General features: G+C 45.3%; 12 protein-coding genes. 7 read left to right on the top strand and 5 right to left on the bottom strand.

What is annotated here, in order from left to right; genetic code table 11:
* Positions 1-74: 74 nt before the first annotated feature.
* The 3 genes from KDW99_RS19840 to KDW99_RS19830 form a co-directional block, all read right to left on the bottom strand.
* Positions 75-1,322, bottom strand: coding sequence for an ABC transporter substrate-binding protein (locus tag KDW99_RS19840; protein ID WP_255827191.1), 1,248 nt, complete (start codon positions 1,320-1,322; stop codon positions 75-77).
* Positions 1,323-1,602: 280 nt separating this feature from the next.
* Positions 1,603-3,069: an ATP-binding protein gene (locus KDW99_RS19835; protein ID WP_255827190.1), complete on the bottom strand. Its 1,467-nt coding sequence runs from the start codon at positions 3,067-3,069 to the stop codon at positions 1,603-1,605.
* Positions 3,059-3,793 (bottom strand): response regulator, encoded by a 735-nt coding sequence (locus KDW99_RS19830; protein WP_304941370.1) that lies wholly within the window; start codon positions 3,791-3,793, stop codon positions 3,059-3,061. Before KDW99_RS19830 ends, KDW99_RS19835 begins: the two co-directional genes overlap by 11 nt.
* 227 nt (positions 3,794-4,020) lie before the next feature.
* On the opposite strand from KDW99_RS19830, the gene KDW99_RS19825 reads away from it, so the two are divergent.
* The 7 genes from KDW99_RS19825 (at position 4,021) to KDW99_RS19795 (ending at position 13,162) form a co-directional block, all read left to right on the top strand.
* Positions 4,021-4,992 (top strand): carbohydrate kinase family protein, encoded by a 972-nt coding sequence (locus KDW99_RS19825; RefSeq protein ID WP_255827189.1) that lies wholly within the window; start codon positions 4,021-4,023, stop codon positions 4,990-4,992.
* Between the two features lie 455 nt (positions 4,993-5,447).
* Entirely contained in the window at positions 5,448-6,800 is a 1,353-nt protein-coding gene (locus KDW99_RS19820) for an ABC transporter substrate-binding protein (protein WP_255827188.1), read from the top strand.
* Positions 6,801-6,913: 113 nt separating this feature from the next.
* A complete protein-coding gene (locus tag KDW99_RS19815) occupies positions 6,914-7,924 on the top strand; it encodes a carbohydrate ABC transporter permease (RefSeq protein ID WP_255827187.1) in 1,011 nt (336 codons plus the stop codon).
* Between the two features lies 1 nt (position 7,925).
* A complete protein-coding gene (locus KDW99_RS19810) occupies positions 7,926-9,068 on the top strand; it encodes a carbohydrate ABC transporter permease (protein ID WP_255827186.1) in 1,143 nt (380 codons plus the stop codon).
* A 72-nt stretch (positions 9,069-9,140) separates the two neighbouring features.
* Positions 9,141-10,241, top strand: a complete 1,101-nt coding sequence (locus KDW99_RS19805) for an ABC transporter ATP-binding protein (RefSeq protein WP_255827185.1) — start codon at positions 9,141-9,143, stop codon at positions 10,239-10,241.
* A 97-nt stretch (positions 10,242-10,338) separates the two neighbouring features.
* Positions 10,339-11,958 carry an alpha-glucosidase family protein gene (locus KDW99_RS19800; RefSeq protein WP_255827184.1) on the top strand — a complete coding sequence of 540 codons (1,620 nt, stop codon included), beginning with the start codon at positions 10,339-10,341 and terminating at the stop codon, positions 11,956-11,958.
* A 103-nt stretch (positions 11,959-12,061) separates the two neighbouring features.
* Entirely contained in the window at positions 12,062-13,162 is a 1,101-nt protein-coding gene (locus KDW99_RS19795; protein ID WP_255827183.1) for a LacI family DNA-binding transcriptional regulator, read from the top strand.
* 28 nt (positions 13,163-13,190) lie between these two features.
* Here KDW99_RS19795 and KDW99_RS19790 read toward each other — a convergent pair whose 3' ends face one another.
* Together KDW99_RS19790 and KDW99_RS19785 are read right to left on the bottom strand one after the other, a co-directional pair.
* Complete coding sequence (locus KDW99_RS19790) at positions 13,191-13,907, bottom strand: 3'-5' exonuclease (RefSeq protein WP_255827182.1); 717 nt, start codon at positions 13,905-13,907, stop codon at positions 13,191-13,193.
* Complete coding sequence (locus KDW99_RS19785; RefSeq protein WP_255827181.1) at positions 13,908-15,764, bottom strand: DUF294 nucleotidyltransferase-like domain-containing protein; 1,857 nt, start codon at positions 15,762-15,764, stop codon at positions 13,908-13,910.
* Between the last annotated feature and the right edge of the window lie 25 nt (positions 15,765-15,789).

Below are 15,789 nucleotides of genomic sequence, written 5' to 3'. Positions count from 1 at the left end.
AATCTTAAGAGGAGGCTGGCCCTATGGCCAGCCTCGTATGTTTACTGCAGATTAGGGTTCTGCAGATTTATATCTTACATACTTGCTTTAACTGCGCGAGCCAGTTTATCAACCGCTTCTTTAGACGTCATAGATTCGTCATTGAAGAAGTTAGTCACGACGTCAAAGATAGCGCCTTGAACCATAGAGTTCACAGCCATGCCGTGAGCCATACTTGGTACTAGGTTGCCAGTAGTAGAACTTGCTAGGAACGCATCCATTGAAGAATGTGCACACGTATCAAATTTCTCGCGAGGCATATTCAAACGAACTGGAATAGAACCTTTGTTCAAGTTGAATGTTTCTTGGAATTTAGGTTCAAGAATCAAACGAGCAAGGTCTTTTTGAGCGGTTTGTTTTTCTTTGCCATCCACTTTAAACATGGCTAGAGAGTCGATATTGAAAGTGAAAGAGCCGCTTGTGCCTGGCGCTGGGTAACAAACGTAATCGATACCGGCTTTTTTGCCCGCTGCTGTGAACTCGCCTTTCGCCCAGTCCCCCATGATTTGCATTGCTGCATCACCATTGATAACCATAGACGTTGCGATGTTCCAGTCACGACCAGAGAAACCTGGATCTACGAATTCACGCATTTGCTTGAAGGTATCAAATACGTCGATCATGTCTTGGCTGCGTAGTGTTTTGTCAGACAAGCCGATGAACGCGCTGTTGTAGAATCGTGTGCCTTTAGCCAACGCGATGGCTTCGAACAAAGTCGCGTCTTGCCAGTTTTGGCCACCGTGAGCGAGAGGAGTGAAACCTGCTGCTTTGATTTTTTTCGCTTCAACGATGAACTGTTCCCAAGTCGTTGGGATAGACGCGCCAGATTTACGGAATACTTCAGGATTAGCCCACATCCAGTTTACGCGGTGAACGTTTACAGGCGCAGCTACGTAGTGACCGTCGTACTTCATCGTATTGCTAACCACTTGAGGAAGAATCACGTCCCAATCGTTAGCCTCAGCAACATCATCAAGATTGGTTAGGAAACCAAGGTCACCCCATTCTTGGATGGTTGGGCCTTTGATTTGAGCGGCAGAAGGTGGGTTGCCAGAAATAGCACGAGATTTTAGAACGGTCATAGCAGATTCACCACCGCCACCAGCGACTGCGAAGTCTTTCCAGGTGTGGCCAGCGTCTACCATTTCTTCTTTAAGTACATTGATCGCAGCGGCTTCGCCACCTGATGTCCACCAATGTAGAACTTCTACTTCACCAGCTTGAGCAGTAGCCGCGGCTAGAGAAAGTGCAACTGTGGTTAAACCGAAAGCAATTTTTTTCATGATAGGAACCTTTGTTATTGTTATATCATCCAACCAAAGACATTTTATAGACTTTGATGTCGCGTTATTTTTTATGTCGACTTCGCTTTCTGAAGGTCAGCTTAAGCGAGTGTTCGAGTTACAGAATTTAGCAAAGGATCTGACAAGGGGGGGTAAAGTAGAGCAACCTATTGTAACAAAGTCTTGCAAAAGACATTTCCAAGTGACCTTTTTTTGCTTTTTAAATGACGATTTTATTCATTTTTCAAGCAATGAAAAATGTCTATTTATCTGTTGAAAGTTAATGCCTTGGTAGCCAGAGTTTGGCCTCTAAGCCTTGCTGTATATGGTTGCTCAGGGTAACTTCGCCGCCATGAGCTCGGGCAATATTGCGTGCGATACTTAACCCTAACCCCATGCCGCCAGGGTGGCCGGAATGATCGGGTGTCAGGCGAGTATAAGGCTGAAAAACTTTGTCCATTTTATCAATCGGAATCCCCGGTCCTTGGTCACAAACTCGAATACAGACTTCGTCTTCATCGTCTTCGATATACACAATGGCGGTTTTTCCATAATACAGGGCATTATCGACAAGGTTTCCAAGACAGCGTTTTATAGCAAAGGGTTTGCCAATAAATGGATGTTCTAATTCGCCGACGACGGTGAGTTTCACGCCATGTAAATTGGCTGTAGATTGCATGTCTTTGAGCATTCTAGAAATGTTCACTTCGACACGGTTTTCATGAATATCGGTTTCTTTTACGCTCTGCAGTGCGCCTTTTAACAGCATGTCTAGGTCTTCTAAATCGCGAATCATGGCGTCGCGGATATCATCTTCATCCAACATTTCGGCGCGTAATCGTAAGCGCGTAATTGGTGTTTTAAGATCGTGAGAGATGGAGGCAAAGAGTCTTTCTCGGTCATTGAGATAGCGCTGAATACGGCGTTGCATGTCGTTAAAGGCTTTGGCGGTGTTGCGTACTTCAACACTGCCCACTTCTTTGATCGGTTGCCAATCACCTTGCCCAAAACGTTCTGCCGCGCGCGCCAAGGTCGCTAATGGACGAGTTACTCGGCGCAGTATCAGAATGCTCAGCAATAAAACGGTAATGACGGACATGGCCATGGAGAATAAACGATCGCCACTGAGTGCTGTGGTGCCATCCAAAAAATACGGATCGGGCATTAAGCTGGCAAGATACAGCCAGTTTTTGTCATTGATTGGAATTTGGATCACGATAATCGGTGGTGTGAGAGGCTTCACTAATAAGCTGTGATGTCCCCAGCGCTCTGGTAAATCAACAAGGCGGGTTTGGTTGTTAATAACGTGTAAGTCGCTTGGGCTAGAGAAGGAGATTTTGGCGTTATGAATGCCTAACTGCTTGATCAGTGTCGACTGAACCTCGTTCTTGACGATGTCTTTGAGCGGCGAGTCGGGAATGTTGTTGATGCGGATTTCTTCTTTGTTGAGTGTCACAAAGAAGCGTGTGCCACCCATGTCTTGTAATTGATCGATGACAATATGGCGATAGTTGGTGGGTAAAGACGTGAAATAGCTAACAGTTGCTGCGATACGAAACGCCATATGTTTAGACACTTCACGCACGTTTTCTTCGGTATCAGACTCTAGTTGACGTAGCCATATAGAGGAGCTGATGAACTGTGCACTGGCCACACCCAGCGCCATGATAATCAGAATCTGCCCAGTCAGCGACTGGGACCAGCGCTTGAGGCGCGAGCGTTTACTAATTGGTGTGTTATTGGGCATCACTAATAACTTCGACGCTAGCGGTTAATATATAACCTTGACCGCGAATGGTTTTAATTAACTGCGGCTGTCGGGCGTCTTCACGTAAACGCTGGCGTAAGCGGCTAACATGCACATCGATAAAACGATCAAGCGGCGCGCTGTCGCGGCCACGTGTGTTTTCGGCGATAAGTTCGCGGGTTAGCACAGCGCCTGGATGAGTTAAGAACAGCATTAAAAGATTGTAATCTGCGCCAGATAACGACTCTTTCTCATCTTTAAAGTGCAATTCTCGTGACAGTGTATCTAACGTAAATTGCGCAAAACGATAGAACCGATGGGCAACGGGAGTCACTTCGACGACTTCTGTGTGCTCCATACGTCTTAAGATTGCTTTTATTCGTGCCAATAACTCTCGCGGATTAAATGGTTTCGCAAGGTAGTCATCGGCACCAATTTCTAAACCAATGATACGGTCCATTTCGTCGGAGTTGGCTGTCAGCATAATGACAGGAACTTGTGATTGAGCTCGTAAAGCACGACAAACGGCGAAGCCATCTTGTCCTGGTAGCATGATGTCCAAAATCACCAAGTCGACGTCTTGCTCTGCTTTGAAGTTAGCTAAGAAGGCTTCCCCAGAATCGGCTGTTAACACAGTGAACTGGTGCTTTTCTAAATACGTTTTGAGCAGGGTGCGAATCTCGTCGTCATCGTCTACAACATAGATACATTTTGCGTTGGTCATTATCTTGCTCAGTGGAGGGTTTAGGTCGTTAGCTATTATAAACTTGTCATGTCAGTTTTGAGTCTAGCAAGAAACTGACAGTGAACCAATTGCTCATATACGAGTTGAATTGAACTGCCTTTAAATAAATTAAATTGATTTAATGTATTCGGCCCTGCATAATTTTTCGACTACCCTTATTTCTATCTGCGTAGATTATGTCTGCAAACCAAAAAGAGACCGCAAAAATGACAACAAAAGTAATGGCGTTCGGCGAAGCCTTGATCGATTTCCTTTCTAATGGAGCAACTAAAGCAGGAGAGCTTGAATCTTTTACTAAATTCCCAGGTGGAGCGCCAGCGAACGTCGCTGTGGCTGTGGCTCGTTTGGGTGGTAACAGTCATTTCGTCGGCCAAGTAGGCGACGATGCGTTTGGTCATTTTTTGAAAACGTCTCTTGATGATTACGGTGTGAATACAGGCAATATGCTGATGACCAAAGAAGCCAAAACAGCGTTGGCTTTTGTGAGCTTGGATCAAACAGGTGAGCGTAGTTTTGAATTTTACCGTAGTCCTTCTGCGGATATTTTATTCCGTGAAAGCGATTTTCAAGCGGCTTGGTTTGCGGATAGCCAAGGGGTTTTCCATACCTGTTCAAATACATTGACGGATACCGATATTACTCAGGCCACTTTGGCGGGTGTGAGTATGGCTCGTGCTGCGAATTGGATTGTCAGTATTGATGTCAACTTGCGTACGAACCTTTGGCCAAATGGGCAAGTGGATAGCCAGCGAGTTATCGATTGGATGCAAAGTGGCGATGTGGTGAAAGCCAGCCTTGAAGAACTGGCGGTGCTAGCGGAAGATCCATTTGTTCTTATCGAGCAATCTCTTGCGGCGGGTGTGACCTTGTTTGTCTTAACGGATGGTGGAAACCCGATCCGCTTTTATACGGCCACTCATGGTGTAAGTGAAGTGATTACGCCAAAAGTGGAAGTAAAAGACACTACAGCAGCGGGTGATGCCTTTGTTGGTGGATTGCTTTATAAATTGGCCGAACAGGGTGGTGATCGTGCTGCATTGGCGACGTTATCACAGTCGCAGTTGGTGGATATTGTACGTTTTGCTGCGGCTTGCGGTGCTGATTCTGTGACGAAACTAGGCGCCTATCCTTCTTTGCCTTCGCTAGGTGAGGCGGAAGCGCAATTAAAGCGGTTTTAATGAATAAGATTGAGATGCAATCGTAAAGCAGATTTTAGTTAAACGGTTAAGAGACTATTAAGTTTGTTAATCGAAATGAAAAGCGTGGCTTAGCCACGCTTTTTTTATGTCTGAAAAGGCGCTTTAAATGCGCAAAAATAATGTACAAAACGGTTGGCTTATGATTAAAAATTGTGCATCAAGTGGCTGAATTTATAGTTAAAAGCGCTTTTTGCTGTTTTTTTATACAGATAAGGTGAATGAAATAAGATTCGCGTTTTTTGAAGAATCTACTAAATTTAAAAAACAATTAAGTCAATATTAAGGTCGTGAAGAGCTTGAAGCTCGGGTTTTGTTTGTTAATAATCAAATTCCTTCTTAATCCTTATAGAAGACATGTTTACCTTGTTTCGACCTACGATAATAAAAACAAAGGCGTGCTAGGGGATTCCCAAGCGAGCCTGTAAGGAGCAATGATGAAAAAATCTCTATTGTCTATGGCGGTAGCCCTGACACTTTCCGCAAATGCTGTTCATGCAGCTGACCTCATGTTTAAGCCTGGTGAAGATTCTCGTTTTAGTTGGAGCAGCTATGAAGCTCTAAAATCGAATAAGCTATCTGGTGAAACTATCTCTATTTTTGGTCCTTGGACTGGTGATGAGAAAACCAACTTCGAACGAGTTGCCGCTTACTTTGAACAAGCCACTGGCGCTAAAGTGAAATACGCAGGTTCAGATTCTTTTGAACAGCAAATCGTGATTGATACTCAAGCCGGCAGTGCGCCAAATATTTCTGTTTTCCCGCAGCCTGGTTTAGCGGCTGACTTAGCAGCGAAGGGCTTTTTGACACCACTTAGCGATAAGGTCAAAGATGGCGTGAAAAACGACTACGCCGCCGGTCAGTCTTGGGTAGATCTAGCTACTTTTAAAGACAAGCAAGGCGACAAAGAATTTTACGGTGTGTTTTATCGTGCGGATTTGAAATCGTTAGTTTGGTACTCACCAGATAACTTTGACGATGCTGGTTATGACGTGCCTGATACCATGGAAGGCCTAAAAGCCTTAACCAAGCAAATCGTCGCTGATGGTGGTACGCCTTGGTGTATCGGTTTGGGTTCCGGCGCGGCAACGGGTTGGCCTGCAACAGACTGGGTAGAAGACCTTATGTTGCGTACTCAGCCAGCATCGGTTTACGACAAATGGGTAACGAATGAAATTAAATTCGATGATCCTCGTGTTGTTGGGGCGATTGAAGAATTTGGCTGGTTCGCACGTAATGATAAGTTTGTCGATGGTGGTGCCGGAGCGGTTGCGTCTACAGACTTCCGTGATAGTCCAAAAGGTTTGTTCGCTTCACCGCCTAAATGTTATTTGCATCGTCAGGCGTCGTTTATTCCTGCTTTCTTTCCAGAAGGCACGAAATTGGGTCTAGATGCAGACTTCTTCTACTTCCCATCTTACGCGTCGAAAGACTTAGGTAACCCAGTATTGGGTGCTGGTACCTTGATGAGCGTGACAAATGACTCCAAAGGCGCTCGTGCGTTTATCGATTTCATTCGCTCGCCAATCGCTCATGAGTTGTGGATGGCACAAACTGGCTTTATCTCTGCCCACTTGAAAGCAAACCCAGAAACATACTCAAGTGAAGCGGCGAAGAAACAAGGTGAGATTTTGCGCTACGCAACCACGTTCCGTTTCGATGCGTCTGACTTGATGCCAGGTAAAATCGGTGCGGGTTCTTTCTGGACTGGAATGGTTGATTACACTGGTGGTGAAGATGCCAAAGAAGTGGCTCATGACATCCAAAAAACATGGGATGCCTTGAAGTAATTCTTTGTTAAGCCCTAGAGCAATATTCGCTCTAGGGCTTTTTGTATTTGTTTTATAAGTAAAGCGGTTGCCGTTTTTTAATCGTCACTGCATTGATATATTTTGGAGATTCTATGGGACAGCTTGCCTCGGCGTTAGTGACCATGATTCTAGGAGTTATGGGGTGTGCCGCGTATTTTTACGGTTCAAACTTCCTTTTAGATAAAATATTCCCAACCAAAAGCGGTGAGCCTGCTGTGGTCGCACGCAATTTACGTGTGGCGAACAATATTCGCCCTTGGTTGTTTTTAGGCCCTGCGGTTTTGCTGCTGACGTTTTATCTTTTTTATCCTGTTATTGATTCCATTCGTTTGTCATTTTATGGCCGCAGCGGCGAAGACTTTGTTGGTCTTGCAAACTACACATGGTTATTTGGCAGTGATGAGTTCTATGAATCTTTCCGTAACAACATGCTGTGGTTAATTGTTGTACCCACGGCGGCAACCTTTTTTGGCTTGATTATTGCGACCATGACGGATCGTATTTGGTGGGGCAATATCGCTAAAAGTTTGATCTTCATGCCGATGGCGATCTCTTTTGTGGGCGCGTCGGTTATTTGGAAATTTATTTACGATTTTCGTACGGGTGGCGAAGATCAAATTGGTTTGTTAAATGCTTTAGTGGTGTTTTTTGGTGGTGAACCTCAGACATGGCTGACCATTCCAATTTGGAACAATTTCTTCCTGATGGTTATCTTGATTTGGATTCAAACTGGGTTTGCCATGGTGATTCTGTCTGCTGCGTTACGTGGTATTCCAGATGAAACGATTGAAGCGGCTGTGTTAGATGGCGCTAATGGCTTTCAAATCTTCTACAAAATTATGGTGCCGCAAATTTGGGGAACCATCGCCGTGGTTTGGACCACGATTACCATTTTGGTTTTGAAGGTATTCGACATCGTTTTGGCGATGACCAATGCCCAATGGGGCACTCAAGTGTTGGCTAATCAGATGTTTAGTTGGATGTTTAATGGCGGTGGCGACTTTGGTCGTGGCGCGGTGATTGCGTTGGTTATTATGGTTCTGGTTATCCCTATCATGGTGTGGAATATTCGTCGCGCCAATGCCGAAATGGAGGGGCGTTAATATGATTACGTCATCGAAACGCACTCCGTTAACGTTTTTAGTCCATGCGACTGTTTTGTTCTTGGTGATTATTTGGACTATCCCGACGGCGGGTTTGTTTATTTCTTCGATTCGCGATAAAAGCCAGCTGTCTACATCTGGCTGGTGGACAGCGCTATCGACGTCGGAACAACGACTTGTGGCGCGTGCTCACGAGCCGAAAAAACAAGAACAAGAAGGTGATCGTTTTGTTATTCGCGGTAATCTTTTTGAAGGCTCTCCAGGAGAAATAACTCAGTTTGGTTCTAGCTCTTTAAGACCGGATGAATTTGACGTTGGTCAGGTTGCTGAGCTTAAAAAAGGCGAGACTTTGCAAGTAATGGAAAATGGCGATTATGTATTTTCTTCGCCTGTAAAGTGGCAAGGCTCTCGTGGCGATCGTATTTTCTATACCGCTGAGATTCCCCCGCGTTTTACATTAGATAACTATCGTGAAGTATTGAGCGCAGAAGGTTTAGGTAAGTCGTTTATCAACTCGTTAACGGTCACTATTCCCGCGACCATTATTCCGATTCTTGTCGCGGCGTTTGCGGCTTATGCGTTGGCGTGGATGCGTTTTCCTGGCCGAGCACTGCTGGTGGCTGCTGTGGTGGGCTTGTTGGTTGTGCCGCTGCAAATGTCGCTGATTCCGCTGTTGAAAACCTATAACTTGATTGGTGAGTTTTTTGGCGTTGGGTCGAAAACTTACGTGGGGATTTGGTTAGCGCATACGGGGTTTGGTTTGCCTTTGGCGATTTATCTATTGCGTAACTATATTGTTGGTTTGCCAAGAGAAATTATTGAATCTGCGCGTGTGGATGGCGCTTCAGACTTTGATATTTTCCGTAAGATTGTTTTACCACTGTCTTTTCCTGCATTGGCGTCCTTTGCCATATTCCAGTTCCTTTGGGTATGGAACGATTTGCTAATAGCCATGGTATTCCTAGGGAATGATGCGGATCACATGGTATTAACAGGTCAACTTCGTGAATTACTTGGTTCTCGTGGTGGCAACTGGGAAATCCTAACGGCGTCGGCATTTATTACCATTATTATTCCTTTGTGTGTCTTCTTTGGTTTACAGCGCTACTTAGTGCGCGGTTTGCTAGCAGGCTCGGTGAAGTAACAAAACCTAGGCAGGTGAGTCGAGCGTTTGCTCCTCACCAAAGGTATGAATTTAGATTGAGGCAGTAGAATCATGGCTGATGTAAAACTCACCAATGTTAAGAAAATTTATTCGAATAATGTTGAAGTACTAAAAGACATTAATCTGGACATCAAGCAGGGCGAATTCATTGTTTTCGTCGGACCATCAGGTTGCGGTAAGTCTACGTTATTACGCATGATTTCAGGGTTAGAAGAAATCTCGGCTGGTACATTGGAAATTGATGGCGTCGTGGTTAATGACGTGCCGCCAGCATTGCGTGGTATTGCGATGGTGTTTCAAAGCTATGCCTTGTACCCGCACATGACGGTGTATGACAACATGGCGTTCAGTTTGCAAATTGCTAAAACAAGCAAAGCCGATATTGACCAGCAAGTTCGTAAAGCCGCGGATATGCTGCAATTAACGCCGTATCTAGATCGTTTGCCTAAGGCGCTTTCTGGTGGGCAGCGTCAACGTGTGGCGATTGGCCGTGCGATTGTGCGTCGTCCAAAAGTCTTCTTGTTTGATGAACCTTTATCTAACTTGGATGCGGCGCTTCGTGTAGCAACACGTATGGAAATCGCCAATTTGAAAGACAGCATGCCTGACTCAACCATGATTTATGTGACCCATGATCAGGTGGAAGCCATGACTTTGGCGGATCGCATCGTGTTGTTGTCCGGCGGCGACATTGAGCAAGTTGGTTCACCACTAGAGCTTTATGAGCACCCTGCAAATGTTTTTGTGGCGAAATTTATAGGGTCGCCTGCGATGAACATCGTACCTTGTCGTATTGAGCAAACTGGCGCACAAACCTTGGTGTCTTTGTCAGCTTCTGCGTCGATTCAAACCCCTATCGTGACGGAATCAAGTGAGCAAGCGAAACCAGCCTTCTTTGGTATTCGTCCCGAAGATATGGTCGTTGTGTCTGCGGAACAAGATAGCCTTTTCTCTGGTGAGGTGGCCTTTGTGGAATCCCTTGGTGAAGCCACTTTGCTGTATGTAAAAATTCCAGGGGCTGACGAGATGGTTATTGCTAAGCAAGCTGGAACATTGAATATTGAGCGAGGCGATAAAGTGTATTTATCTGCGCCTGCTGAAAAAATGCATTTGTTCGATGAGAATGAGCAGTCTTATTTGCGCAAAGGCTAATGAATTTGTATGTGACTAGCACTGCTAGTCATAGTGTTATTTTAATGGGGCAATGCAATGGCGTTGCCCCACGTTTTATCTTTTTTGGAGAGTCTTGATGACAACCAATCTGAACTGGTGGAAAGGTGGGATTATTTATCAAATTTACCCACGTAGTTTTATGGATGCAAATGGCGACGGTGTTGGCGATCTAGCCGGTATCACAAGTAAGTTAGATTACGTTGCATCGCTTGGTGTAGATGCTATTTGGCTGTCGCCTATCTTTACTTCTCCAATGAAAGATTTTGGCTATGACGTATCAGACTATTGTGATATCGATCCTATGTTTGGCTCGTTGGCTGATTTTAAAGCCTTGGTAGATCGTTCCCATGAGTTGGGATTAAAAGTCATGATCGATCAGGTGATTAGCCATTCGGCTGATGTTCACCCTTGGTTTGAAGAGAGTCGTCAGGATAAAACCAACCCAAAAGCGGACTGGTATGTTTGGTCTGATCCTAAGCCAGATGGTTCACCGCCAAATAATTGGTTGTCTATCTTTGGTGGCAGTGCATGGAAATGGGACAGCCGTCGTTTGCAGTATTATTTGCATAATTTTTTAGAGTCTCAGCCAGATTTTAATTTCCATAACCCAGAAGTTCGTCAGGCGCATTTGGATAATATGCGTTTTTGGTTAGAGCTTGGTGTGGATGGTTTCCGTTTGGATACGGTGAACTTCTATTTCCACAGTGAAGGTTTGGAAGACAACCCACCTGTGCCAGCTGGTGAGCCAAAAACCATGGGTGCGCCACACGATAACCCTTACACTTATCAACGTCATGTGTACGATCTTAGCCGTCCAGAAAACTTGGATTTCTTAAAAGATTTACGCATCATGATGAATGAGTTTCCAGGTAGTACCATGGTGGGCGAAATCGGTGATGATTTCCCTCTGAAACGCATGGCGGAATACACGTCTGGCGGTGATAAGTTGCACATGGCTTATACTTTCGACTTTTTAAATAAGCCCCACTCTCCAGAATACATTCGCAAAACTTTGGCAGACATGAATAACATTGTGGGCGATGGTTGGCCTTGTTGGGCGTTATCAAACCATGATGTGGTGCGTTCTCGCACTCGTTGGGGCGCAGACGAAGATGGCAAAGCGTATCCTTTGATTGCTTTGGCGCTTATCGTATCGCTTCGCGGTAGTGTTTGTTTGTATCAAGGTGAAGAACTTGGCTTACCTGAAGCTGACGTGCCGTTTGAGCGCATTCAAGATCCTTATGGCATTCCGCTATGGCCTGTTTTTAAAGGCCGTGATGGCTGTCGTACGCCGATGGTGTGGGATAAGTCGACATTGGGTGGATTTTCTACGGTTGAGCCTTGGTTACCAGTTTCTCAAGAGCAGTTGCCGTTGAGTGTGGCTGAACAAGAAGCGAATCCTGATGCTTTGTTGCACAAGGTTCGTCAGCTGATTCATTGGCGTCAGCAACAACCAGCGTTAGTGAATGGCGAATTGTCGCAGCTTGATCTTGGTAATGAGCAATTAATTGCTTTGGTGCGTGAATACGACGGTGTTCGCCTTCTGGTAGTGCTAAACATGACGAGTGAAGCGCAGCAAGCGATGCTAAACGTAGAGCTTGCCGAAGTGCTGCAGGGGCATGGTTTTGAATCAACTCTGGACGGTCAGATTTTGACCTTGCCAGCTTATCAAGCGTTTTACGCTAAGTTGTCTTAAGTCGTATTGCGCGCAGTTTATTGAGTTAATACGAAACAGGCTAATCACGCTTTGTGTGGATTAGCCTGTTCGTTGAAACTCTTTCTGGTTACGAGTAGTTAGTATGACAAAAAACATAAAAAAACTGACTTTAAAAGACGTTGCTGATCGATTAGAAGTTTCCACGGCGACCATTTCAAACGCTTTCAATCGCCCTGACCAGCTGTCGGCGACGTTGCGTGAAAATATTTTAAGCGAGTGCGAAAAAATGGGCTATTTTGGCCCTAATGCCGCGGCTCGTAGTCTGCGTACTGGCCGTACAGGAATCGTCGGCATTGTCTTGTCTGATGATCTTAGTTACAGCTTAACGGATCCGGTTGCCAATCAATTTTTAAAGGGTATGGCGGAAGTCTTTGAAGCTAACGAATACAATATGTTGCTACTGTCTTCTGATCAAGTGGAGCAAGATGCACAAAGTCGTATGCAATCTTCTATGGTGGATGGTTTTATTGTTTATGGACACAAACCACAGCAATGTATTAATGCGCCTTGGTTGATGCCGAATAAAAACATCATCACGGTGGATAGCTTTATTCCTGGTACAACGTCAGTAAATATCGAAAATCACAGTGGCGCTTATCAAATTGCCAGCCACGCTTTGCAACATAAGCCTGAGGCTGTGGCAATTTTGGGCTTGAGTTTGTTGGCGACAGATCGTGTGTGTCGCATTCGTGAAGACGAGTTGTTTGATCGCGCCGCGTCTATTTCGATTCAGCGTTTGCATGGTTACTTTGATGCCTTGGCAGAACATCAGCTGTCGGTTGCATCCGAGCATATTTGGAATATCCCTGAGAACAACCATAAGTTAGCCTATCAGGCCGCCCGTGAAGCTTTGACTATGGCTAAACGTCCACAATTACTCTTGTGCATGAGTGATTGTATTGCCATTGCGGCGGTGCAAGCCGCTTTGCATATGGGCTTGCGTGTGCCAGAAGATCTGCAAGTGGTTGGCTTTGATGGCATTGCTGAAAGCGCTAATATTCACCCTTCTATTACGACAATTCACCAACACACAGTGGAAAAAGGTCGTGTTGCTGCTGAGGTATTTTTAGGGCTGCGAGAGGCTAAAGACGTCGTGCTAGAAACCGAATTGGTGATTCGTGAAAGCTGCCCTACGGCATCTAACCATGTTGAATCCGTGTCTGCTGAGCCTGCGCTCGCGTAACCGCAAGCAGCAGGCCGAGCGGGAGCCATTAAACCCAATAGTTTGAAATATCGGCGTTGGGATCCATGTGGTAAGAAATTTGCGCTTGCAGTAATTCGGCCGATGACAAGGCGTCAGTAAGCGCATGGTGCGCTTTGTAACGCGGTAGTTTATATCGCTGTCGGCAAGCGTCTAAGCGTAAAGAAGGGCGTCTGCCAAAGCGTTGCCACCAAGGTTTAAAAGTGGCTTGGCGTTCAATATCCATGGTGTCTAGCACAGGAAAGTACAGCGGGTAGCCGTAAATCTTCATGGATGCTTCTAGTAAAAACTGACGTTCGATTGCAACGCAATGCACGACGATGACTTGATGGGTCAGTGCCAGTAAAATTTCATCCAAAATCGCATGCAGTCGCGGCGCTTCCTCCAGCTCCGAATGCGTGATTTCGTGGATGGTGACCGACTCTGCATTCAATGAGCATTGAGGTTTCGCCATCCAGTATTTTGCGCCTTGGCAACGAATGGTTTTGTGACTGAGGGGAATTAAGCCAAGACTGATGATTTCATCTTGGCTTGGATCAAGCCCAGTTGTTTCTAAATCTAAAGCTAGCAAAGGCGTATCTTGTAATGCCGTTTGCGGCGCAATCATACCCGCTTGATAATAGCGTTTTAGTGGTCCTTCAGGAGCTTCTTCGGCCCACTCGGCAAACATCGCTTGCCAGTCTTGAATGCCTTCTTTGGACTGATTCTTCATTAATAACTTTCCCATTTAGCTGCGCTTCCCTGCGTAACGGAATTTAATAAACTCCTGTTGGCGCGAAACAATATGAAAAGCATCACGAAGATTACGTTTTTCAAAAGAAGACAGGTTTTCAGGATTAACGTGGTTATTTGGTTCTTCACCGTTTTCGATTTGTTCTTTTTGGTGCTGAATACGAATCATACCAATCATTTCTAAAGCAAGCGTAAGATCTTTAGCGCGCCCGTTCGGCAACAAGCCCGCCGCTTCTATATCTTCGATGCGTTCTAACGTATTGAGTTTGTCACTGCCGCAGGCTAGGGCATGAACTCGAACGATGTCGATAATTGGCGCAATGCCTCTTTCTTTTAGATTGAACGTGCGTGATTGTTCGCCTTCGCCATCCAACACAAATTGTCGGAAAAAGCCCAGAGGCGGTTTACGTTGGTTGGCATTTCTTGCCATAAAGGTTAAAAAGCCCGAATGCTCTTGAGCCTCTTTACGTATGTGCTGGTTTAGCTGTAGGGCAAGGGTTTTATCGCCATAGACACCACGTAGATCAAAAAAGATAGACAGTCGTAGTAGCGCCTCGGCCTTAGGTTTTTGTATCCATTCACTGAAGTTATCTTTCCAAACACTGAGCGGTTGGCGCCAACGAGGATTCGATGCCATGATGTCACCAGTGCATAAGTCATAACCACATTTATCAAGATTATTACAAACCCAATCTGTCAGGGCTTCAAAATACTCGCCGTGTAGTTTTTTATTGTATTTGTCACTCAAAATCAGCGCATTGTCTTGGTCTGTTTTAATGGTTTGTTCTTCTCTTGCTTGTGAACCTAGGGCGATAAAGCAATAAGGTACTGGCGGAGGGCCGTATTTCTCTTCGGCTAGTTGCAACAGTCGTTTCACAAAAGCAGTGCCTATGTGCGACATCGCGTTGCCAATCATTTGTGTATTGGCATCCGCGAGCACAAGTTGGGTGAAGGTGTGCGTCATCTTACGGCTGATACTTTGTAAGCCTTCTATACTGGTTTGCTTATAAATATCACTAATCAAATACACACTGCCGTGACTTTCTTTTTGGATGATGTCTCCTGTACTCACCACACCAATAGGACGACCATTCTTGACGATGGGAATATGGTGAACGTTGCGTTCCATCATCTTTAACACCGCTTCAGAGGCGTAGTCTCCGCTGTCCATGACAATAGGGTCGTGAGTCATGATCTCAGAAACTGGCGTGTCGTAGGGAAGTCCTTCAGCAACGGCTCGGGTACGTAAGTCTCGGTCGGTGACAATACCTGTTAGCTCATCATTTTCTGTAATCAGTAGGCTAGAAACTCGGTGTTCGGCCATGACTTGGGCAGCATTACGAATGCTTGAGCTCATGTCAGCGCTAATAGGCGGTCGTCTTAGTAAACTGACCACTGGGCAGGTCATTAAAGATACGTCCGAGTTTTGTGACTCCATCGCAACACGTAAACGAACTTCGCGTGCCAATTCAAAAAAGTCAGAAAAGATATCGTTTTCTTCGTAGAGCTTAAGAAACCATCGAGCCGGAATACAATACAATAAACTGTCTTCAATGGTTCGCATGGACTGTGAAGACTTACCGCCACGCAGCAAGGAATAATAGCCGAATAATTCGCCTTCATTCATGCGTCGAATTAACTTGTTTTCCTTACTGAGCACTTCTAGCGCGCCGCTACGAATAAAATAAAGCGTACTGTTAGGGGCGCTTGGGGCAATGACCCACTCCCCTGTGCGCACATAACGAATTTCTATCTCTTTCGTCATATCATTGAGTTGCGGATCGTCGGCCATTTCATTGAATGGTGCGTGCTGACAAAGTGCTTCGAGTATTTCAGTTAATTCGACATCCATTATTCCATTCCTGTTTATTAAAAAG

Source organism: Marinomonas rhizomae (assembly GCF_024397855.1).
Lineage (GTDB): Bacteria > Pseudomonadota > Gammaproteobacteria > Pseudomonadales > Marinomonadaceae > Marinomonas > Marinomonas rhizomae_A.
This window is presented reverse-complemented; position numbering and strand designations above follow the sequence as displayed.